The organism is Halorientalis sp. LT38 (genome assembly GCF_037031225.1).
GTDB classification, from domain to species: domain Archaea; phylum Halobacteriota; class Halobacteria; order Halobacteriales; family Haloarculaceae; genus Halorientalis; species Halorientalis halophila.
Window position 1 is genome coordinate 497,361 of the sequence record NZ_JAYEZN010000001.1, and the last position, 20,074, is coordinate 517,434.

Sequence of the window (20,074 nt, forward strand, 5' to 3'; positions counted from 1 at the left end):
GTTTTCACCGATCGGTATTTTTCGGAGCCGGTTGCAGGGTGTCGACGACGGGTGCGGTTTGTGTGGCCATCGCGCGAACTGGAACTGACACGGGTGAGACTCTCCCGCGCTGTTCACTCCGCCTTCGGGAGTTGCACGACGAACACCGATCCCTCGGGCTCGTTGTCTTCGACCCACACCGACCCGGAATAGCTCGTGACGAGCGAGTCGACGAGATACAGACCGATCCCGGTTCCCGCGCTGTTGAGGTTCCGTTCACCCTTTCCGAAAATGGCCTCCTTCTGGTCGTCGGCGACGCCGGGGCCGTTGTCGGCGATCCGTACTGTCACCGTCTCGTCGTCCTCGGTCACCGAGACGGTTACCTCTGCCATCGGCTTGTCGTTGTGCTGAATGGCGTTTTTCAGCAAGTTCCGAAACACGGAGGCGATCATCTCGTTTGCCTGCACCCTGACTGCGGGAATTGGCGTCTCACAGGTGATAGCCGCCTCGGAGTACGACGACCGGATTTCGGAGACTTCTTTCTCGAGACGCCGCTGCAGGTCGATCAGTTGCTCGTCCAGCGTCACCGAGCGCATCACGTCGGCGATCTCCCGTGCCGTGTCCGTGAGTTCGACGGCGTGGTCGGCACTGGTAGCGATCTTCTCGAGATACTCCGCTTCCTGCGCAGTATCGCAGTTGTCCGCGAGCAGATCGGTGTAGGCAGTCACCAGTTGCAGGTCGTTCCGAACGTCGTGTCGAAGGACCTGATTCAGGATTTCGAGGTTCTCGAGCTGGTTCTCGAGCCGCCGCTCGTGCTCTTTCTGTTCGCTGATATCCTGGACGTAGGCCACGAAGCGGTCGTCGTCGAGCGTAGCAGCCTCGATTCGCACCTCGATCACGGTACCGTCTTTCCGGCGAATCGCGCCGTCGGTTCGGATCGCTCCCGCTTCGCTGACGTCGGTGAACGACGGGAGGTCACCGAAGTCGTCCCCTTCCGGGGCCAGGTCGGTAATCGACATCCCGTGGAGTTCCTCCCGGGAGTAGCCGACCAGTTCACAGGCGAACGGATTTGCATCCACGTACTCACACTGATCGTCCAGCTCGAAAATGCCGATCGGTGCCCGCTCGAAGTGCGGGCGATACGACAGGTCATCCGGCGTCATGTCACTGAATTACTCTATGGGCCCCCACGAAGCAGTGGTTTACGGATTCACGTCGCGACTCACACCCGGTAGCTGGAGGGTTACGATACTCCCCCGAGGGTCGTTGTCGGACACCAGCAGCTCGCCACCGAGTGTCGTCATCACCCACTCCATCAGCCAGAATCCGACGCCGAGACTGTGATTCAGGGGCGCCTCCTCCCCACGTTCGATCGCGTGCCGTTCGAAGTCCGGAATCCCGGGCCCAGTATCTGCGACCGAGATGCAGAGCATGCTCTCTTCCGGGTCCCGTTGCAGCGAAATCGCGATTTCTGGATGGGGCTGCTGGACGTGGACGATCGCGTTATCGACAGCCTCGTCCAGGGCGAGTTCGAGCAGATCCGCGTTCCGAACGTGAATCGTCCCGTCGTCGTCGATCTGCGCGGTAATCTCCGCGTCCGGGTACCGGGCCTGATACGTCTCGACGAGCGCCTCGATATCGAACCGCTCCCAGGTCTGGTGGTCTTCGGTCGGGTCCCAGATCGATCGGATGGCCGCCGTCTTCTCGGCGATTTTCAGCATCTTTCTGGCGCCGTCCCGGATCGCTTCGACGGAGGCCTCCCGTGCGTCCGGTTCCAGCTCCGCGGACTCGAGCACTTCCGCGTGCCCGTCGATCACGTTCAACGTGTTTCGTAAATTGTGTCGCAACACCCGATTGAGCACGTTGAGCGTCTGTGTCTTGAGCAGCTTCTGGGTGATGTCCTGTTCGATCGCCACGAACTGCGTGACGGTCCCGTGGCTGTCCGTGACGGGGATGATCTTCTGTGCGACTTCGAACAGCTCTCCGTGTTTGGTCTGATTCGTCAGTTCGGCCTCCCACACCTCGCCGGCGGTGATCTGCTCCCACAGATGTTCGTAGAATTCCTCGTCCTGTTGTCCGGATTTCAGGATGCGGGGCGTCCGTCCGATCGCCTCGTCGGCGGTGTATCCGGTCAACTCCTCGAAGGCGGGATTGACGTACCTGATCGTCCCATCCGGATCGGTCGTGAAGATGGCCTTGTCGGAACCGTCGGCCTGTTCTTTGAAGAGGGTGAGATCTTGCTCGAATCGCTTTTCGGCGGTCACGTCCTGCTGGTACCCGAGGTAGTTGGTGACCGCACCCGACTCGGATCGGATCGGGACGATCGTGACCCGATTCCAGAACATCGAGCCGTCTTTGCGATAGTTACGGAGTTGGACGGTGACGGCTTCCTCGGCCTCGATCGCGGCTCGCATTCGCGCCACTGGCTCGTCGCGCGTCGACTCGCCCTGTAGAAACCGACAGTTCCGGCCGAGGACGCCCTCCCGAGAATAACCGGTGAGTTCGCAAAATCCATCGTTGACGTAGACGAGCGGTTCGTCGGCTCGAGTCGCGTCCGCGATCGTGATGCCGATCGGCGCTTCGTCCATCGCTCTCTCGCGGAGCAAACGACCAGTCGTGGAGTCCACTTCGGCGATCGGGAGGACCGAAGTCTGGATTCGCTGGGCCCCGTCCCACTCGATCAGCGAACTCGTGACGATCACACGCTGGGGCTGGCCGGTACCCATCTGGAGTTCGACTTCGAGGCCGAGTGCGCGCGCCTCTCCGGTTTCGATTCGCGCCATCTGATCAGAGAGCGCCCCGCTGTACTCGGGCGTCACGAGGTCCGTCAGTGCCAGCCCCAGAACCGCGTCCTGTGATTCGATCCCGAGCAGTGTACAGAAGGCGGGGTCCGCGTAGACGATTTCGAGGCCGTCGTGAACGACAATCGAATCCATCGTCTCGTCCGATCGCATTAGGCGGCGGTAGTTCTTAAAAAGCCATAAAGCTGTGGATATGATGTTATATGTTCGGGCGGTCCGGAGTCGAGTCGGAGCCCGCTCTGGTATATCGAATCCCCTCCGATCCGAGAACGGTCGCCACAGTGTGTGAGTTTCGACGGCGCCGGGAGGTTGTATGTGGAGGGAGTCCGGCTCCGGGGGTCCGCATTCTTCATAGCCCCGGGAGGCGTTGACCGACTCCATGCGCGTCGCTGCGTTCAGTGAACTGACCGGCCCGGACGGAGTCTCGATCGTGGACCGACCGACGCCCGAACCCGCACGCGGAGAGGCGGTCGTCGGCGTCGAGGCGTGCGCGATCAACCGCCACGACCTCTGGATCCTCGAAGGCGATTCGGCGATGGTCGACACGGACGATCTGCCCTTCGTCAGCGGCCTCGACGTCGCCGGGACCGTCGAGGCGGTCGGCGAGGGTGTCACCGGCGCCGAACCGGGAGACCGCGTGGTGCTCTGCCCGAACGATACCTGCGGAACCTGTCGATACTGCCGGGAGGGCCCGGAGAACCTGTGTGAGAACTACTCGCTGTTCCACGGCGGCCTCGCCGACCAGGCCCGCGTGCAGGCCGACCGCCTCGTCGCGCTCCCCGAGGACGTGGGGACGGTCGAGGCCGCTGCGCTGCCGACGGCCTACATGACCGCCTGGCACATGCTCCGCAGGATCGACGCCGCAGCCGGCGACGTGGTATGTATCCCGGGCGTGACCGGCGGCGTCGGCGTCGCGGGCGTGCAACTCGCGACCACGCTCGGCGCCCACAGCGTGGGGACGTCGTCCGCCCGCGCGAAACTCGATCGCGTCGAGTCGCTGGGCCTCGACCACGCGATCGAGAGCACCGACCCGGACGAGATACGATCCCAGGTCGCCGACGTCGGGCCGGTCGACGGCGTGCTCAACCACCTCGGGGGCGAGTACACCCAGCTGGGGCTCGACGTCCTGCGACGCGACGGCCGGATGGCGGTCTGTGGGCGGACCGCGGGGCAGACATCCGAGATCGACATTCCCGACCTCTTCCTGGGCCACAAACGCGTCATCGGGAGCACGATGGGGACGCAGGCCGACCTCGAACGGATCGTCGGGTTCGTCGCCGACGGCGCGTTCACCCCGGAGATCGACGTGACCTACCCGCTCGCGGAGACCGGTGCGGCGTTCGCGGCGATGCAGGACCGCGAGAGCGTCGGGAAGCTCGTCGTCACGCCCTAGTCCAGCCCCGCCTCGTCGGAACTGGCGCCGTTCTCACTCCAGCAGTTCGTGGAACCGCTCGCCGAGTTTGGCGACCGTCCAGCCCTCCGGGTCGACCAGCGACGCCTCGTCGGTCGGGTTCGAGACGAGCGACACCATGTCGCCCTGCGCCCGGACCGTCCGGCCGGTGACGCCCTCGGCGGCCTCGCCGACGAGGTAGCCGACCACGGGTGCCACCTTCTCCGGCGGGAGCTCGTCCTCGCCGAAGGGGCGTTTCTCCTCGGGGATGTCCTCGATCATCCGGGTGTAGGCGACCGGCAGCAACGCGTTGGCGCGGGCGTCGTACCGGCGCAGTTCCGCCGACGCGGTGCGGACCAGTCCCAGCACGCCGGCCTTGGCGGCCGAATAGTTCGCCTGGCCGGCGTTACCCAGCGCCGAGGGGCTCGTGACGCCGACGAAGGATCGCTCGGCGTCGGCGTCCTCGGCGGTCTCCTGCCAGTGGCGCGCGAGGTTCCTGAGGAGTGCGAAGTGCCCGCGCAGGTGGACGTCGATAACCGTGTCCCACTCCTCGCCGGTCATCTCGGTGAGGTAGGCGTCCCGGAGGACGCCCGCGAAGTTGACGCAGGCGTCGACGCGCCCGTACTCGGCGACGGTGTCGGCGACGAGTTCCTCGGTGTAGTCGAGATCGGTCACGTCGCCGAAGTGGGCCGTCGCGGTGCCGCCAGCCTCGCGGATGGCCTCGACGGTCTCCTCGGCGGGTTCGGCGCTCTGGCCCTCCCCCGAGAGGTCGGTGCCGAGGTCGTTCACGACGACCGACGCACCCTCGTCCGCCAGGTGTTTCGCCGTGGCAGCGCCCAGTCCCCGGCCGCCACCGGTCACGATACAGATCCGCCCCTCGAGTTCCGAACTGCCCGTCATCCCATGAGTCACCGTCCGGACCCATCAAATGGCTGTCGGCAGCGAGCCGCCAGTTCACGTGACCCGACAGATCAGCGTTTCGAGTATAAACGACAACCCCGTTTTGAATTTACAATATTCCACATCCCTTTTGGAACTGGAAGCCTCGTTAACTCGTGGTCATGGACCTGCTTACGGAGGACGTGGTCCCCGAGAGTGCCCGTGACGTGAAACAGGAGGCGCGGGAGTTCGCGGCCGAGCACATCGAACCGGTCGCGGCGGAGTACTACGAGTCCGGCGACTACCCCTGGGAGGTGCTCGAAGCCGGCATGGACGCCGGCCTGGTCGCCCAGGACGTGAGCGAGGAGTATGGTGGACGCGGGTTCTCGCTAGAAGAGGTGCTGGCGATCGCAGAGGAGTTCTACCGCGCGGACGCAGGGATCGCGCTGACCCTCCAGCTTGCGAGTTTCGGGGCGGCCATCCTCGAGGAGTACGGCGAGGAGGGCCAGAAAGAGGAGTTCCTCCGGCCGGTCGGCGAGAACGACCAGATCTCCGGACTCGCCGTCTCCGAACCCGAGACCGGCAGCGACCTCGCGGGGATGCAGACCCGCGCGGAGAAGGAGGGCGACGAGTGGGTGCTGAACGGCGAGAAGTACTGGATCGGCAACGGCGTCGAGGCCGACTGGGTGACGCTGTACGCCCGCACCGGCGACGACGAGGACAATCGGTACGGCAACTTCTCCCTGTTCGTCGTCCCCACCGATATCGACGGCTACGAGGCCGAGCACATCCCCGAGAAGATGGGCTTTCGCGCCTCCAAGCAGGCCCACGTCGAACTGAACGACGCCCGGATCCCCGAGGACCACCTCATCGGCACCGAGGGGACCGGCTTCTACATGCTCGCGGACTTCTTCAACCACGGGCGCGTCGTCGTCGGCGGCCACGGCCTCGGCCTCGCGGCGGCAGCGATCGAGGAAGCCTACGACTTCGTCCACGGCCGGCAGGCCTTCGGGCGGGACGTCAGCGAGTTCCAGAAGGTCCAGCACGTCCTCGCGGACATGCGCACGGAGTTCGAGGCCGCCCGGTCGCTCAACTGGCGCGCCGCCGAGAAGGTCGAATCGGACGACCGGGCCGGCTTCTGGGCGGCCCAGGCGAAGGTGAAGTCCACGGAGACGGCGACGATGTGCGCCGAACGCGGGATGCAACTCCACGGCGGGCGCTCCGTCCTGACCGAGAACCGCATCTCGCGGGTCTATCGGGACGTCCGCATCCCGGTGATCTACGAGGGCGCGAACGAGATCCAGCGGAACCTGATCTACGGCCAGTGGTGACCGGTCAGGGCTTCGACCGCAGGTAACCGCCGGTCCCCAGCGCGAGCACGCCGGCCAGGACCGACAGCAGGCGGGTCAGGTTGCCGGTATCACCCAGCGGCGGTTCGTCGGTCCGGGTACTCATTAGATCGTACTGGGTCCGCATCTGCGGATCGTCCCGGGCGCCGCCGCGCGGCCCCCGCTGTTCGCTCTCCGGCAGATTCGAGTCCGTCGGTCGTTCGATCGCGACGGCGCCCAGCGACGTCCGCCGGCGAACGCCGTCGTCGTCGCTCTCGAGTTCGGCCGGATAGTCGAACTCCTCGGCACCGGCCCCGCCCGAAACGACGTATTGCCCGCCGTTCCGCAACGTCGCCTCGTAGTACCGCTGTCCGCGATCCGAGAGGTTCTCGTAGGCGATCACCTCGATCCCCTCGGTTTCGAGTTGGGTCTCGTTCGCGAGCGTCGTCCCCCGCAGGTCGTGATAGAGCACGGGCTGGACCGGCGCGATAGCGGGGGCGAGCAACAGTATGGCCGCGAGCACGAGCAGCGCGGTCGAGACGATAGAGCGATCGATCACTGCAGATCACTCCGCTCGAAGCGGACGTAGCCCAGGAAAAGCGGAATCGCCAGCCACGCGGCGAAGACGACGAGCGCGAACTCGTCGGTGAGGTACGTCGGCAGGTCGCTCGACGCCTCCAGGCTGCGTCTGAACACCGGTCGCTGGATCTCCTCGGGGAGCACGAGATGGATCGCCTTCTGGTAGGCGGTGTAGGGACTGAGGTAATCGACGGCGTCGTAGAGGTGCGGGTTCGGCTCCATCCCCAGCACCGTATCGTGGACCAGGCTGACCACCCGGGAGAACCCGAAGATTGTGTTGAGGATCACCAAGATGAAGTAGGACCCGACGGCCGCCGCGACGGCCTGGCTCCGGCTCGCCACCGACGCGGAGAAGGCCACCGCGAGCCCGACGAACACCCAGCAGTAGAGCAGCGAGACGGCGAACACGCCGATCGCGACGCCGAGCGGGACGGTGCCGTACTTGGCGGCGATGATACTCGTCGCGGCCAGGAACATGAACCCGAGGCCGACCGTGACCACGGCCAGACGGCTAAGCAGTTTCCCGACGAAGACGTCCCGGCGGGTGTTCGGAAAGGCGAGGAGGAACTTGATCCCGCCGCTCTCGCGCTCGCCGGCGATCGACATGTAGCTGGCGACCAGTGCGACCGCTGGCAACAGGACGCCGATCACGCCGACTAGCAGCCCGTAGGCGTCCTGTGCCTCGCGCTGAGGGGCGACGCCGAAGCCGACCTTCGAGTACACCACCAGCGCCGCGAGCAGCGCGAGGACCGTCGCGACGCCCCAGAGGGCACGAGAGCGCCGGACGCTCGTGACGTCCTTCCCGACGACGCTCTGGAGGCTCACTGGACCACCTCCGCCGCGGCCTCGTCCTCGCCGCGACCGCCGTTTGTCAGCTCGTTGAACAGCGTCTCGAGCGACACCGTCGAGGAGAGCACGTCAACGACCTCGGCCCGGTCCGCGACGTGTGTGACCACGTCGACCTTCCGCGCGGGATCCGCGCAGGTGACCCTAAGCCTGTGGTCCTCGACGGTCACGTCGACGACGCCGTCGAGCGTCTCGACGCCGAGGTCCGTGGGCGGCTCGGCGCACTCGAGGTCGATCGTGGCGTGACCGCCGGCGTCCCGCCGGAGGCCCTCGATGGAGTCGAGCGCGACCAGTTCGCCCTCGTTCATCACGCCGACGCGGTCACAGACCGCCTCGACCTCGGCGAGGTGGTGACTGGAGAAAAAGACCGTCGTGCCGGCGGCGGCCTGCTCCCTGACGATCTCGCGCATGTCCTGGACCCCGTTGGGGTCGAGGCCGGTCGAGGGCTCGTCGAGGAGCAACAGGTCCGGGTCACCGACGAGCGCCATCGCGAACGCCAGGCGCTGTTGCATCCCCTTCGAGTAGCTCTTGGCCAGCCGGTCCGCGTCGTCGGTCAGGCTCACCAGGTCGAGTTTTTCGTCGGGGTCGTCGGCGGCGTCTTTCGTCCGAATCGCCCATTCGAGATACTCCCGGCCGGTCAGCGGGTCGTTGAACCCGTAGCCCTCGGGGAGGACGCCGACGCGTTCGCGGATCCGCGCCGGGTGTTCCTGGGCGTCGATGCCGAACACCTCGACGCGGCCGCTCGTGGGCCGGATGTAGTCGAGCAGGAGGTTGATCGTCGTCGACTTCCCCGCGCCGTTCGGGCCGAGGAAGCCGAACACCTCGCCCTCGCCGACCGAGAGGTCGAGGTCGACGACGGCGTCGACGTCGCCGAAGCGCTTGGTCAGGCCGTCCGTCTCGATCACCGTCACGGGCAGCCCACCTCCCGGTCACCGGGTTCGGGACGGGGCGGCGTAATCGCGGTCGAGTCGGCTGGAGGGGCGTCGCTGGACAGGGAACCGTCCATAGAACCGACACGTTCGGCGGCCCCGATATGGTTTCCGGTCCGTCCCGACGGCACAGGTCACTGCTCGAGGACGCCGTAGGTCGACTCGAGGTAGTCGACGATCCAGTCCACAGTATCGGGGTCGTAGGTCCAGAACCCGTAGAATTCGCGCGGTTCGCGCTCCTCGGCGACCAGCGCGCACTTCGCGTCGTCGGCGTCGCGGTCGCCGGCCTCGTCGATCCCCCCAGTCGTCGCGGACGCGCCGCCGTCGAACACGACGAACCAGCAGCGTTCGATCTCCTGCGCCCGTTCGAGGTGCAAGGTGAAGCCACCGGTGGCCGGCGGGTCCTCGTCCGGCGTGGCGTAGGCGTGGACGTCGAGGTTCTTCGAGGCCAGGCGCTCGTACACCGAGAGCTCGCCGCGCAGCGTCGAGAGGTACTGAAAGCCCGCGTGGAGCGATCCATCGCCGACGCGCCAGGCGCGGTCCTCGATCTCCCGGGAGGCGGCGACCATCTGGTCGATGCTCCAGGAGGTGAACATGGTCTCGTCCAGATGGTCCAGGATCGGCCGGTAGGGGCTGTCCGAGAGGCCGATCGTGCCGTGTTCGTCGGCCATCATCCGTTCGAGGTCGGTGATGCTCGTGGCCGTCACCACCTCGCCGTCCTCGCTGAGGGTGACGAACTCGCCGGGCTTGCCGCTGGGCGTCGACTCCCGCTCGACCGTCACGTTCCGGTCCGCGAACCGCTCGCGAAACGCCGCGACCACGTCCGAGTCCGCGTTGAAGACCGTCAGCGTCTTCTCGTAGTCCTCGACCCCGGCGATGAGTTCCGAGAGGGACATTGGGTCGGTGTTGGCCAGGGCCTCGCCGCGTAAATCGTTTGTGCGCCAGCGACGGCGAAGCCAGCGGCCGAGGAAACCCCGATCCGGTTCCCGACGAACGACCGTGGTATATCCTATCCACTGTCATGATTAATATATGGTAACGGGTCGCAAACCCTTTTGTCGAGGCGGGCCGTTTTCCCGCTAGGGCGGCCGATTCGGCCACCGATTTATCATGACAGACCTGATGTGGCGCATCGCTGGCGGGTCCGGTGACGGGATCGATTCCACCAGCCAGAACTTCGCCAAGGCACTGATGCGCGCGGGACTAGACGTATTCACACATCGACACTACCCCTCACGGATCAGGGGTGGCCACACGTACGTCGAGGTACGGGCCGACTCGGAGCCGGTCCGGTCGCGCGGCGACGGGTTCAACTTCCTGCTGGCGCTGGGCGACAGCTTCGCCCGGAACCCCCAGGCAGACGCGAACACGGTGTACGGTAACGAGGAGATCAAACCCCTCTCCGAGAACCTCGACGACCTCAACGAGGGCGGGATCATCGTCTACGACGAGGGACTGCTGGACGAGGAGACGCTCGAACGGGCGGACATCGACCTCGAGGCCCGCGCCGAGGAGAACGACTGGCACGTCTTCCCCCTCGACCTGCGCGGCCTCGCCCGCGAGCACGGGCGCGAGGTCATGCGCAACACGGCCGGCGTCGGCGCGACCGCCGCGCTACTCGACATGGACCTCGAACACATCGAGGCCCTGATGGAGGACGCCATGACCGGCGACGTGCTCGAGGCGAACCTGGAGATCCTCGAACGGGCATACGACACCGTGCGCGAGGACTACGAGTTCGACCACGACCTGCGTGTCCCGACGGGCGACCACGACGAACAGCAGGTGCTCATGTCCGGGAGCAACGCCGTGGCCTACGCGGCCATCGACGAGGGCTGCCGGTTCATCGCCGGCTACCCGATGACGCCGTGGACGGACGTGTTCACGATCCTCTCCCAGCACCTGCCGAAGTTCGGCGGCATCGCAGAACAGGTCGAAGACGAGATCGCGGCCGCCGCGCTCGCGGTCGGCGCGTCCCACGCCGGCGTCAAGTCGATGTCAGGCTCTTCCGGCGGCGGGTTCGCGCTGATGTCCGAGCCGCTCGGACTGGCCGAGATGACCGAGACGCCGATCGTCCTGCTCGAGGCGATGCGGGCCGGCCCCTCGACGGGGATGCCCACCAAACCCGAACAGGGCGACCTCGAACACGTCCTCTACACGAGTCAGGGCGACTCCTGTCGGGTCGTGTTCGCCCCCGCGAACGTCACGGAGTGTTACGAGCAGACCCGCGCGGCCTTCCGGCTGGCCTACGACTACCAGCTCCCGGCCGTCGTGGTCATCGACCAGAAGCTCTCCGGCGAGATGCGCAACGCCGACGAGTCATTCTTCGACCGGGAGCCGAACACCGACCCCGGGAGCGTCCTCACCGAGGCGGAGATCAGCGAGGCCGCTCACCACGAGTCGGGGAAGTTCAAGCGCTACCAGCACGGCGCCGAGAACGGCGTCAGCCCGCGCTCGATTCCCGGCCAGAAGGACGGGCGCTTCCTGGCCTCCGGCAACGAGCACACGCCCGAGGGCCACATCAGCGAGAGCCCGACCAACCGCGTCGCCCAGATGGACCGCCGGATGCGCAAACTCGACGCCATCCGGGGCGAACTGGACGACGCCGAGAGCTCCCACCAGACGCAGTACGGCCCCGAAGATGCGGAGTACGGCCTGCTCGTGTGGGGCAGCCAGCAGGACACCGTCTTCGAGGCCGTCGACCAGTTGAACGACGCCGGCGAGTCCGTGAAGGCCCTCGGCGTCTCCGACCTCATGCCGTTCCCCGAGTCCGAGGTCGCGGCCTTCCTGGAGTCGGTGGAGTCCTGTATGGTCGTCGAGATGAACGCCTCGGCGCAGTTCCGGGGCCTGGTCCAGCGGGAACTGGGCCGGTTCGGACCGAAGCTCAACAGCCTCCTGAAGTACAACGGCGAGTCGTTCGAGCCCCACGAGGTCGTCGACGGCTTCGAGCGGATCGTCTCTCAAGAGGCGTCGGTACCGGAGGGCACCAAATTCGTCCCAGCGGCAGGTGATTAACCAATGAGTGTATTCTCAGCAATCGGCGAGGACCGCGAGATCGACCGCGACGAGTTCACACCCGGGATCGAACCCCAGGCGACGTGGTGTCCGGGCTGTGGCGACTTCGGCGTCCTGAAGGCGCTGAAGCAGGCCATGCCCGAGATCGGCCGCACCCCCGACGAGACCCTGCTGGTGACCGGCATCGGCTGTTCGGGCAAGCTCTCCTCCTACTTCGAGAGCTACGGCTTCCACTCCATCCACGGCCGGTCGCTCCCGGTCGCCCGCGCGGCCAAACTGGCAAACCCCGGCCTCGAGGTCATCGCCGCCGGTGGCGACGGCGACGGCTACGGGATCGGCGGCAACCACTTCATGCACACCGCCCGGGAGAACCACGACATGACCTACATAGTGTTCAACAACGAGATCTTCGGGCTCACGAAGGGGCAGACCTCCCCCACCAGCCCGAAGGGGCACAAATCCAAGACCCAGCCCCACGGCAGCGCCAAGGACCCCGTCCGGCCCATGTCGCTGTCGCTGGCCTCCGGGTCGTCGTACATCGCGCGCACGGCGGCGGTCAACCCCAACCAGGCGAAGGAGATCCTGGTCGAGGCGATGGAACACGACGGGTTCGCCCACGTCGACTTCCTGACCCAGTGTCCGACTTGGAACAAGGACGCCAAACAGTACGTCCCCTACACCGACGTCCAGGACGACGACGAGTTCGACTTCGACGTGACAGATCGCCGTGAGGCCGCCGACGCCATGTACGAGGCCGAGTCCCGACTCCACGAGGGCGAGGTCCTCACAGGACGGTTCTACGTGGACAGCGAGCGCCCGTCCTACGGCGAGGAGAAGCGCGCCACCGAGGAGATGCCCGAGGAGCCGCTCGCGGAGCGCTACCTCGACGAGGACGCCGAGTGGGAGCGGTCGGCCGACCTGCTCCACCACCACCGCTGACCGCGTCGGGAGCGCGGTCGCGGTGGTTGCAGATTGGTTGCGCTTTCGGTTCGTGACACGAACCTTTCGTCTCGTTCGTCCCGTTTGCGGGTTCGGAAGATATTTTTTCTCGGACGCAAAACTATCCGGTATGGCAGTTGAGTCCACGGAGGAGCGAATCCTGTCCGTCCTCGAAGAGGACGCCCAGGCCTCCTACGCCGAGATAGCCGAGCGGGCCGACGTCTCGAAGCCCACGGTTCGCAAGTACGTCCAGAAACTCGAAGACGAGGGTGTCATCGTGGGCTACTCCGCCGACGTGGATCCGAAGAAACTCGCCTCCAAGTCCATCGCGCAGGTGGGGATCGACGTCGAGAGCGAACGCTACGTCGAGGTCACCCGCGAACTCAAGCAGGTCCCCGAGATCGAGTCCCTCTACACCTCGAGCGGCGACCACATGCTGATGGCGGAGGTCCACGCCGCCGACGGCGACGCCCTCGGGGACGTCATCAACGAACAGATCGTCTCGCGGGACGGCGTCGCGGCCGCACACCCCTCTTTCCTCCAGGAACGGCTGAAGTGACCGCGCTCGCCGTGGACCGGATCGCTCGCGAAATAAGAGCTTTTACCCGCTCGCCCGCGAGGGGGTGACATGGATACCCGGCTGGTCGTGGGGTGTGGGTCGGTCGGCCAGGACCTCGTGGCCGCGCTCGTTGATCGGCCGGGCGAGCTGACAGTCCTCGAGGAGAGCGAGCGCCGCGTCGAGCGCCTGCGCGAGGCCGGCGTCCCGGCGACCCACGTCGCGGAGATCGACGCCGCCGCGCTCAGCGAACACGGGGCCGAGGCGGACACGATCGTCGTCGCGGGCGACCAGCCGGCCGAGAACCGACGCCGGGCCGAGGTGGCCGCCGAGGCCGTCCCCGACGCGATGCTGTTCGCGTTCGCCGGGCTCGACCCCGACGAGGCGGTCCTCGCCGCCCTGCGAGCGCTCGCCGACACGCTGGTCGAGCCGGGCGCGGCGACGGCCGAGTTCCTCGACCGACGGATCGGCGACGACGGGCTCGAGGTCCGCCAGCTCCGACAGGCGTTCTGGGACGTCGAGGAACCGCTCGCCATCGTCACGCACGACAACCCCGATCCGGACGCCATCGCCAGCGCCGTGGCGCTCAAGCACGTCGCCGCGACGCTCGGCGTCGAGGCCGAGGTGTGTTACTACGGCCAGATCTCCCACCAGGAGAACCGCGCGTTCGTCAACCTGCTCGAGTTCGACCTGACCCAGCTGGAACCGGACGCGGACCTCTCGGCGTACGGCGGGTTCGCGCTGGTCGACCACTCCCGACCGGGGGTCAACGACCAGCTCCCCGAAGACACGCCGGTCGACATCGTGATCGACCACCACCCGCCGCGCGCACCGGTCGACGCGGGGTTCGTCGACCTCCGGAGCAACGTCGGTGCGACGAGCACGCTGCTCGTGCAGTACCTCGACAGTTTCGGCATCCCGATCGAGGGGACCGTCGCGACGGGACTGCTCTTCGGCATCCGGGTCGACACCAACGACTTCAGCCGCGAGGTGTCGACGGCGGACTTCGAGGCCGCGGCGGCGATCGTCTCCGCGGCGGACATGGGCGCGCTCGATCGCATCGAGTCGCCGTCGATCAGCGGGGACACCTTCGAGACCATCGCCCGCGCCATCGGCAACCGCGACCGACGCGGCCCGGTCCTGACCAGCTTCGTCGGCGAGCTAACGGATCGCGACGCGCTGGCGCAGGCGGCCGACCGCCTGCTCGACCTCGAGGGAATCCAGGCGACCGTCGTCTACGGGCTGATGGACGGCGTGGTCTACGTCTCCGGACGCGCCCGCGGGACCGACCTCGACCTGGGGGAGACGCTCCGCTCGGCGTTCGACCAGATCGGCAGCGCCGGCGGTCACGCCGACATGGCCGGCGCGCAGATCCCGGTGACCGACACCGCGCTCGACCCGGCGAGCGAGACCGCCGTCGAGTCGAGCGACGCCGCGAGCGATGCCGAGTCGGCGGGCGAGGAGACGTATCGGGACGACGAGGCGGTCGAAACCGAGGCAGAGGACGCCGGTTCCGACGGGGACGGCCACCTGACGGCGGCGGCGATCGACCGCGACATCGAGGAGTTCGTCGCCGAGCGGTTCTTCGAGGCGATCCGCGAGCGTCCGCCGGGCGAGCGGTCGGGGCTGCGGCTGGGCGGGTCGTTCACCGAGGGCGAGACGGGCTGGTGAGCGAGGGGGCGAGACGCGGGGCTCGACGAAGGGGTTTTCACCGCCGGGGGAGATGTCACGGGTAATGGATTCCGAGGACGCGAAGCCACGCGTCAGAGACTACATGACGAGGGACGTGGTGACCGTCTCGCCGGACGAGCGCGTCGAGGCCGTCGCCCGCCGGATCGCCGAGAGCGACGACACCCACAGCGGATTCCCGGTCTGCGACGGCCGGCACGTCGAGGGGTTCGTCAGCGCCCGCGACCTCCTCCTGGCCGGCGATCACGAGCCCATCTTCAAGGTCATGACCCAGGACCTGCTGGTCGCCCACCCCGACATGAAGCTCAACGACGCCGGGCGCGTGATCCTCCGGTCGGGCATCCAGCGCCTCCCCGTCGTCGACGACGCCGGCAACCTCGTGGGGATCATCAGCAACGCCGACGTGATCCGCAGCCAGATCGAGCGCGCGACGCCCGGCAAGGTCGAGAAACTCCAGCGCACCCTCGAGAGCATCCACGGCATCGAGGCCAGCGAAGACCGCCGCGACGTGTCCCTGGAGAAGCTCACGCCCACCCAGAGTCGCGTCTACGCGGACGAACTCGAGGGCCGGCGCTACGAACTGGAGCGGGGCCTGGCCGAACCGCTCGTCGTCATCGACAACGACGGGGAGTTCCTGCTGGCCGACGGCCACCACCGCGTGAAGGCCGCCGACAGCCTCGGGATCGAGGAGATGGACGCCTACGTCATCGTGATCGACGAGCGCGTCGACCTCGGGATGGCCAAGACCGCCGAAAAGGAGGACCTCGAGTCCATCGACGACATCGAGGAGGTCGAGTACGCCCACCACCCGCTCGTCGAGACGACCAAACGCCTGCAAGACGAGAGCGCCTGACCGGCGCCGGCCGAACCGTTAAGCGCTCCCCGCGTGTAAGTGACTGGCATGTACGACGACGAGGACCTCGCGGCTATCCGTGAGGGGCGCGAGTCGTGGGCCGACGAGACGCTCGACCCGGTGCTGGACCGCCACGGCGAGCGCCGGGACCGATTCGCGACGGTCTCGAACCACGAAATCGACCGCCTCTACACCCCTGCCGACGTGGCCGACCTCGACTACGACGAGGACCTGGGGTTCCCCGGCGAGGAGCCCTACACACGGGGCGTCTACCCGACGATGTACCGCGGGCGGACCTGGACGATGCGCCAGTTCGCCGGCTTCGGCACCGCCGAGGAGACCAACGAGCGCTTTCACTACCTGATCGGCGAGGGCCAGACCGGCCTGTCGGTGGCCTTCGACATGCCGAGCCTGATGGGACTGGACAGCGACGACCCGATGTCCGACGGGGAGGTCGGCCGCGAGGGCGTCGCCGTCGACACCCTGCGGGACATGGAGATCCTCTTCGACGGCATCGACCTCGACGAGGTCTCGACCTCCTTCACGATCAACCCGAGCGCGCCGGTGGTCTACGCGATGTACCTCGCGCTCGCGGACCGCCAGGGCGTCCCCCGCGAAGAGCTCCGGGGCACCCTCCAGAACGACATGCTCAAGGAGTTCATCGCGCAGAAGGAGTGGGTCGTCCCGCCGGAACCGTCCCTCTCGGTCGTCACCGACGTGATCGAGTTCGCCGTCGACCAGACGCCGAAGTTCAAACCCGTCTCCGTCTCGGGCTACCACATCCGCGAAGCAGGGTCGACGGCCGTCCAGGAACTGGCCTTCACCCTCGCCGACGGGTTCGCCTACGTCGAGGACTGTCTGGACCGCGGGCTGGACGTCGACGACTTCGGCCCCCAGTTGTCCTTCTTCTTCAACTCCCACAACTCCATCTTCGAGGAGGTCGCGAAGTTCCGCGCGGGCCGCCGGATCTACGCCACCCTGATGGACGAGTGGTACGGCGCCGAGACCGACGCCGCGAAACGGCTGAAGTTCCACACACAGACGGCGGGGCAGTCGCTTACGGCCCAGCAGCCGCTGACAAACGTCGTCCGGGTGACGATCCAGGCGCTCGCGGGCGTGCTCGGGGGGAGCCAGAGCCTCCACACCAACAGCTTCGACGAGGCGCTGGCCCTGCCCAGCGAGGAGGCGGTGCGGGTGGCGCTGCGGACCCAGCAGATCATCGCCGAGGAGTCCGGCGCGGCCGACACCGTCGATCCGATGGGCGGCAGCTTCGCCATCGAGGCGCTCACGAACGAGGTGGAGGCGGAGACGATGGCGTACCTCGAGGAGATCAAGGAGATGGGCGACGGCTCGGTCAGGGACGGCGTCCTGACGGGCATCACCGACGGCTACTTCCACCGCGAGATCGGGGACGCGGCCTACGAGTATCAGGAACGGGTCGATTCGGGCGAGGAGGTCGTCGTCGGCGTCAACGAGTACACCGTCGCCGAAGACACCTCCCCCGACCTGTTGCGCGTGGACGAGACCACCCAGTCACGCCAGCGTGAACGCCTGGCGACGGTGAAGGACGAGCGCGACGACGAGGCGGTCGCCGACGCCCTCGACGACCTGCGAGAGACCGTCGAGGCCGGCGGGAACGTGATGCCGCCGATCGTGACCGCGGTGAAAGCCTACGCCACGATGGGCGAGATCATGGGCGTCTTCGAGGAGCACTACGGCGCCTACCAGGAGACCGCCAGCCTGGCCTGACCGTGGCCTCGCCAACGTCCTCGAGGAACTGAAGGATCCAGTACATTGATGCTCGCAGTCCGCCTTCCGGAAGACGTGAGCGAACGAACGTCCCGGATGGTGACGCGGCGGCCCCCGGAGTCGTGCGCCGCCTCGCCCGCGCCGCCGGGATAGCCATGGCCGGGAGCCTCGCGGTGCGCGTCGTCGCCGACGGGACCGAGACGTCCGAGTCCGTCCTGGACGCGCTGGCCACCGTCTACGAGCGGGTCGATCCCGCCGACGGTGACACAGGTGACGACTCGACGGTCGACTGCGTCGTGGCTGTCGCCCCGCTCGCCGACGCGGCGTGGCAGCGACTCGCCGACCGAGGCGACGCGCCGCTGGTCGTCCTCGCCTCCCCCGCAGACTCGGAGAGCCGTCACCGGGCGACCGAAGCGGGGGCGACCGACGTGGTTATCGCGGACCACGACCGGTTCGCGGCCCTCGCACACAGGGTCCGTGGAGTGGTGGAGGGTCGTCGGTCCGCAACGGGCCAGGGGCCGAGAGCCCTCGAGAGCGAGGCCGAGGAGCGGGCTGCCGACGGCCGCTACCTCCGGGACCTCTACGACGTGGCGACCGACGACGCCCTGTCCTTCGAGGCGAAGACCGAGCGCATCCTCGAGATCGGGCTGGATCGGCTGGGCGTGGAGAACGCCCACCTCTCGTCGATCGATCGCCGGCCCGAGCGCTACGAGGTCGTCGCGAGCGTCGGCGACCTCCCGATCGAACCCGGCGTCCAGCTCGACCTGGCGACGACGTTCTGCAAGCGGACGATCCAGTCGGACGACGTGCTGGCGATCGATCACGCCGCCGAGCGGGGCTGGCGCGGCGATCCGGCCTACGAGGAAAACGACGTCGAGTGTTACCTCGGGGCGCGCGTCACCGTCGGCGGGTCGCTGTACGGCACCGTCTGCTTCATGGACCGGTCGCCGCGGCCCCCGTTCACCGAGGCCGAGCGGGCGTTCGTCAGCCTGGTCGCGCGGTGGCTCAGTCACGAACTCGAACGGCGGCGCCGTGAGACCGCGGTCGACGCGCTCCACGACGGGACCGCTCGCCTCCTGCGCGCCAAGACGACGGGGTCGGTCTGCGAGACGGCGACGGAAGTAGCCGCGGCGGTGCTCGACGCGCCGCGGACCCGCGTCTGGCTCGTCGACGACGACCCGGGGACGCGACTCCGCGCGGCGGCCGATCACGCCTGCGAGGCCGATGCAGACCCGATCGAGCGCGGCGACGGCCGCGGCGACGCGCTCTGGGAGGCGCTGGACGACGGCGCGACCCGGCGGTCCGACGATCCCGAGGGCGTGGACGGCACCGGGTTCGCGGAGCGGACGCGGAGCGCGCTCGTCACGCCGCTCGGGACCGACGGGGTTCTGATCGCGGGCTCCCCGACCGCAGACGCGTTCGACGACGTCGACGACGTGATGGCCGGCATGGTCGGCTCGAACGTCGTTGCGGCGCTGGAACGGATCGACTGGATCGATCAGGTCAGGGACGCCCGCGAACGGTTCCAGCGCATCTTCGAGTCGGCCAGCGACGGCCTCCTCCTCGTCGACCCTGCGGCCGACGAGATCGCCGACTGCAACGACCGCCTCTGTGAGCTGCTCGGCTTCGACCGGGCGGAACTGCGAACGGTCGCGCCCTCGACGATCTGCCGGGACGACATCGAGGCGTTCAGACGGTTGCTCGTCCGGGCGCGGGAGGAAGGACGGGCGGGGGCGGACGAGCTGGTCTGTCGCGACCGGGGCGGCGGCCGCATCCCGGTGGCGGTGTCGGCGGCGGCGGTGGAACTCGACGGGCGCGACTACGTCCTCGCGAGCGTGCGCGACATCCGGGACCGCCTGCACCGCGAGCAGGCGCTGAGCGTCTTCAACCGCGTTCTCCGGCACAACATCCGCAACGACATGAACGTCGTCATCGGGCGAGCCACGATGCTCCGGGGGGCGCTCGATGGGGCCGATCAGCGGGCCCACCTCGACCACATCGTCGAGACCGCGCGGAAGCTGACGGAACTGGGGGAGAAGGCCAGGACCTTCAGGCGACTGGACGACCGAGAGCCAGAGGCCGACAGCGTCGCAGTGGGCGGGTTACTCGAACGCGTCCGGGAGTCGCTGGTCGGGGAGTACCCCGACGCCACCGTCACGATCCGGGGCGCGGACGACGCCACGGCGGCGGTCGCGCCAACGATCGACGTGGCCATGCGCGAGCTGCTGGAGAACGCGATCAAGCACGCGACCACCGACGACCCAGCGGTCACGGTGACGGTCGCCCGTGACGAAGACGGTGTGTCGGTCCGCGTCGCCGACGAAGGCCCCGGGCTCCCGGAGCAGGATCGTGCCGTGCTGGAAGGGGGCTACGAGACGCCGCTGAATCACGGGAGCGGGCTGGGGCTGTGGCTTGCCAACTGGGTCGTCACCGCGGCCGGCGGGTCTATCGCCGTGGTCGACGCGGGACCCGAGGGCACGACGATCGAGCTGTCGCTCCCGGCCGCCACCGGCGCCGCCGAACCGTGATCCGGGCTCCGTCC

Annotated in this window: 16 protein-coding genes; 9 read left to right on the forward strand and 7 right to left on the reverse strand. The window is 67.6% G+C overall.

The features are described from left to right. Window positions 1-113: 113 nt before the first annotated feature. A complete protein-coding gene (locus U5918_RS02655; RefSeq protein ID WP_335999273.1) occupies window positions 114-1,142 on the reverse strand; it encodes a PAS domain-containing sensor histidine kinase in 1,029 nt (342 codons plus the stop codon). A 39-nt stretch (window positions 1,143-1,181) separates the two neighbouring features. After that, complete coding sequence (locus tag U5918_RS02660) at window positions 1,182-2,933, reverse strand: PAS domain-containing protein (protein WP_335999274.1); 1,752 nt, start codon at window positions 2,931-2,933, stop codon at window positions 1,182-1,184. Between the two features lie 226 nt (window positions 2,934-3,159). On the opposite strand from U5918_RS02660, the gene U5918_RS02665 reads away from it, so the two are divergent. Then, the gene (locus U5918_RS02665; RefSeq protein ID WP_335999275.1) at window positions 3,160-4,173 is read left to right on the forward strand and encodes an alcohol dehydrogenase catalytic domain-containing protein; all 1,014 of its coding nucleotides are present in this window, start codon (window positions 3,160-3,162) and stop codon (window positions 4,171-4,173) included. Window positions 4,174-4,206: 33 nt separating this feature from the next. On the opposite strand, the gene U5918_RS02670 is transcribed toward U5918_RS02665, so the two are convergent. Then, complete coding sequence (locus U5918_RS02670; RefSeq protein WP_335999276.1) at window positions 4,207-5,070, reverse strand: SDR family oxidoreductase; 864 nt, start codon at window positions 5,068-5,070, stop codon at window positions 4,207-4,209. Window positions 5,071-5,231: 161 nt separating this feature from the next. Between U5918_RS02670 and U5918_RS02675 the strand changes: the two genes are divergently transcribed. After that, the gene (locus tag U5918_RS02675; RefSeq protein WP_335999277.1) at window positions 5,232-6,380 is read left to right on the forward strand and encodes an acyl-CoA dehydrogenase family protein; all 1,149 of its coding nucleotides are present in this window, start codon (window positions 5,232-5,234) and stop codon (window positions 6,378-6,380) included. 4 nt (window positions 6,381-6,384) lie between these two features. On the opposite strand, the gene U5918_RS02680 is transcribed toward U5918_RS02675, so the two are convergent. From U5918_RS02680 to U5918_RS02695, 4 genes are all read right to left on the reverse strand, one after another. Continuing rightward, window positions 6,385-6,936, reverse strand: coding sequence for a hypothetical protein (locus U5918_RS02680; protein ID WP_335999278.1), 552 nt, complete (start codon window positions 6,934-6,936; stop codon window positions 6,385-6,387). Continuing rightward, complete coding sequence (locus U5918_RS02685) at window positions 6,933-7,781, reverse strand: ABC transporter permease subunit (RefSeq protein WP_335999279.1); 849 nt, start codon at window positions 7,779-7,781, stop codon at window positions 6,933-6,935. The genes U5918_RS02680 and U5918_RS02685 overlap by 4 nt, the downstream gene beginning before the upstream one ends. Then, window positions 7,778-8,713 carry an ABC transporter ATP-binding protein gene (locus U5918_RS02690; protein ID WP_335999280.1) on the reverse strand — a complete coding sequence of 312 codons (936 nt, stop codon included), beginning with the start codon at window positions 8,711-8,713 and terminating at the stop codon, window positions 7,778-7,780. The genes U5918_RS02685 and U5918_RS02690 overlap by 4 nt, the downstream gene beginning before the upstream one ends. Before the next feature lie 152 nt (window positions 8,714-8,865). Beyond that, window positions 8,866-9,627: a DICT sensory domain-containing protein gene (locus U5918_RS02695; protein ID WP_335999282.1), complete on the reverse strand. Its 762-nt coding sequence runs from the start codon at window positions 9,625-9,627 to the stop codon at window positions 8,866-8,868. Between the two features lie 214 nt (window positions 9,628-9,841). Here U5918_RS02695 and U5918_RS02700 point away from each other — a divergent pair, with 214 nt between their 5' ends. The 7 genes from U5918_RS02700 (at window position 9,842) to U5918_RS02730 (ending at window position 20,060) form a co-directional block, all read left to right on the forward strand. Beyond that, entirely contained in the window at window positions 9,842-11,746 is a 1,905-nt protein-coding gene (locus U5918_RS02700; protein WP_335999284.1) for a 2-oxoacid:acceptor oxidoreductase subunit alpha, read from the forward strand. 3 nt (window positions 11,747-11,749) lie between these two features. After that, on the forward strand, window positions 11,750-12,685 hold the full coding sequence (locus tag U5918_RS02705; protein ID WP_335999286.1) for a thiamine pyrophosphate-dependent enzyme: 936 nt from the start codon (window positions 11,750-11,752) through the stop codon (window positions 12,683-12,685). A gap of 130 nt (window positions 12,686-12,815) precedes the next feature. Continuing rightward, the gene (lrpA1, locus tag U5918_RS02710) at window positions 12,816-13,244 is read left to right on the forward strand and encodes an HTH-type transcriptional regulator LrpA1 (RefSeq protein WP_335999287.1); all 429 of its coding nucleotides are present in this window, start codon (window positions 12,816-12,818) and stop codon (window positions 13,242-13,244) included. A 69-nt stretch (window positions 13,245-13,313) separates the two neighbouring features. Beyond that, the gene (locus U5918_RS02715; RefSeq protein ID WP_335999289.1) at window positions 13,314-14,912 is read left to right on the forward strand and encodes a DHH family phosphoesterase; all 1,599 of its coding nucleotides are present in this window, start codon (window positions 13,314-13,316) and stop codon (window positions 14,910-14,912) included. A 64-nt stretch (window positions 14,913-14,976) separates the two neighbouring features. Next, window positions 14,977-15,783 carry a CBS pair associated ParBc domain-containing protein gene (locus tag U5918_RS02720; RefSeq protein ID WP_335999291.1) on the forward strand — a complete coding sequence of 269 codons (807 nt, stop codon included), beginning with the start codon at window positions 14,977-14,979 and terminating at the stop codon, window positions 15,781-15,783. Between the two features lie 48 nt (window positions 15,784-15,831). Continuing rightward, window positions 15,832-17,532 carry an acyl-CoA mutase large subunit family protein gene (locus U5918_RS02725; protein WP_335999293.1) on the forward strand — a complete coding sequence of 567 codons (1,701 nt, stop codon included), beginning with the start codon at window positions 15,832-15,834 and terminating at the stop codon, window positions 17,530-17,532. Window positions 17,533-17,687: 155 nt separating this feature from the next. Continuing rightward, entirely contained in the window at window positions 17,688-20,060 is a 2,373-nt protein-coding gene (locus U5918_RS02730) for an ATP-binding protein (RefSeq protein ID WP_335999295.1), read from the forward strand. The last annotated feature ends 14 nt before the right edge of the window (window positions 20,061-20,074 follow it).

Bases quoted from the DNA above. Each gene is read 5' to 3' on its own strand.
- U5918_RS02655 (WP_335999273.1), bottom strand. From the start codon at position 1,142: ATGACGCCGGATGACCTGTCGTATCGCCCGCACTTCGAGCGGGCACCG.
- U5918_RS02660 (WP_335999274.1), bottom strand. From the start codon at position 2,933: ATGCGATCGGACGAGACGATGGATTCGATTGTCGTTCACGACGGCCTC.
- U5918_RS02665 (WP_335999275.1), top strand. From the start codon at position 3,160: ATGCGCGTCGCTGCGTTCAGTGAACTGACCGGCCCGGACGGAGTCTCG.
- U5918_RS02670 (WP_335999276.1), bottom strand. From the start codon at position 5,070: ATGACGGGCAGTTCGGAACTCGAGGGGCGGATCTGTATCGTGACCGGT.
- U5918_RS02675 (WP_335999277.1), top strand. From the start codon at position 5,232: ATGGACCTGCTTACGGAGGACGTGGTCCCCGAGAGTGCCCGTGACGTG.
- U5918_RS02695 (WP_335999282.1), bottom strand. From the start codon at position 9,627: ATGTCCCTCTCGGAACTCATCGCCGGGGTCGAGGACTACGAGAAGACG.
- U5918_RS02700 (WP_335999284.1), top strand. From the start codon at position 9,842: ATGACAGACCTGATGTGGCGCATCGCTGGCGGGTCCGGTGACGGGATC.
- U5918_RS02705 (WP_335999286.1), top strand. From the start codon at position 11,750: ATGAGTGTATTCTCAGCAATCGGCGAGGACCGCGAGATCGACCGCGAC.
- lrpA1 (WP_335999287.1), top strand. From the start codon at position 12,816: ATGGCAGTTGAGTCCACGGAGGAGCGAATCCTGTCCGTCCTCGAAGAG.
- U5918_RS02715 (WP_335999289.1), top strand. From the start codon at position 13,314: ATGGATACCCGGCTGGTCGTGGGGTGTGGGTCGGTCGGCCAGGACCTC.
- U5918_RS02720 (WP_335999291.1), top strand. From the start codon at position 14,977: ATGGATTCCGAGGACGCGAAGCCACGCGTCAGAGACTACATGACGAGG.
- U5918_RS02725 (WP_335999293.1), top strand. From the start codon at position 15,832: ATGTACGACGACGAGGACCTCGCGGCTATCCGTGAGGGGCGCGAGTCG.
- U5918_RS02730 (WP_335999295.1), top strand. From the start codon at position 17,688: ATGGCCGGGAGCCTCGCGGTGCGCGTCGTCGCCGACGGGACCGAGACG.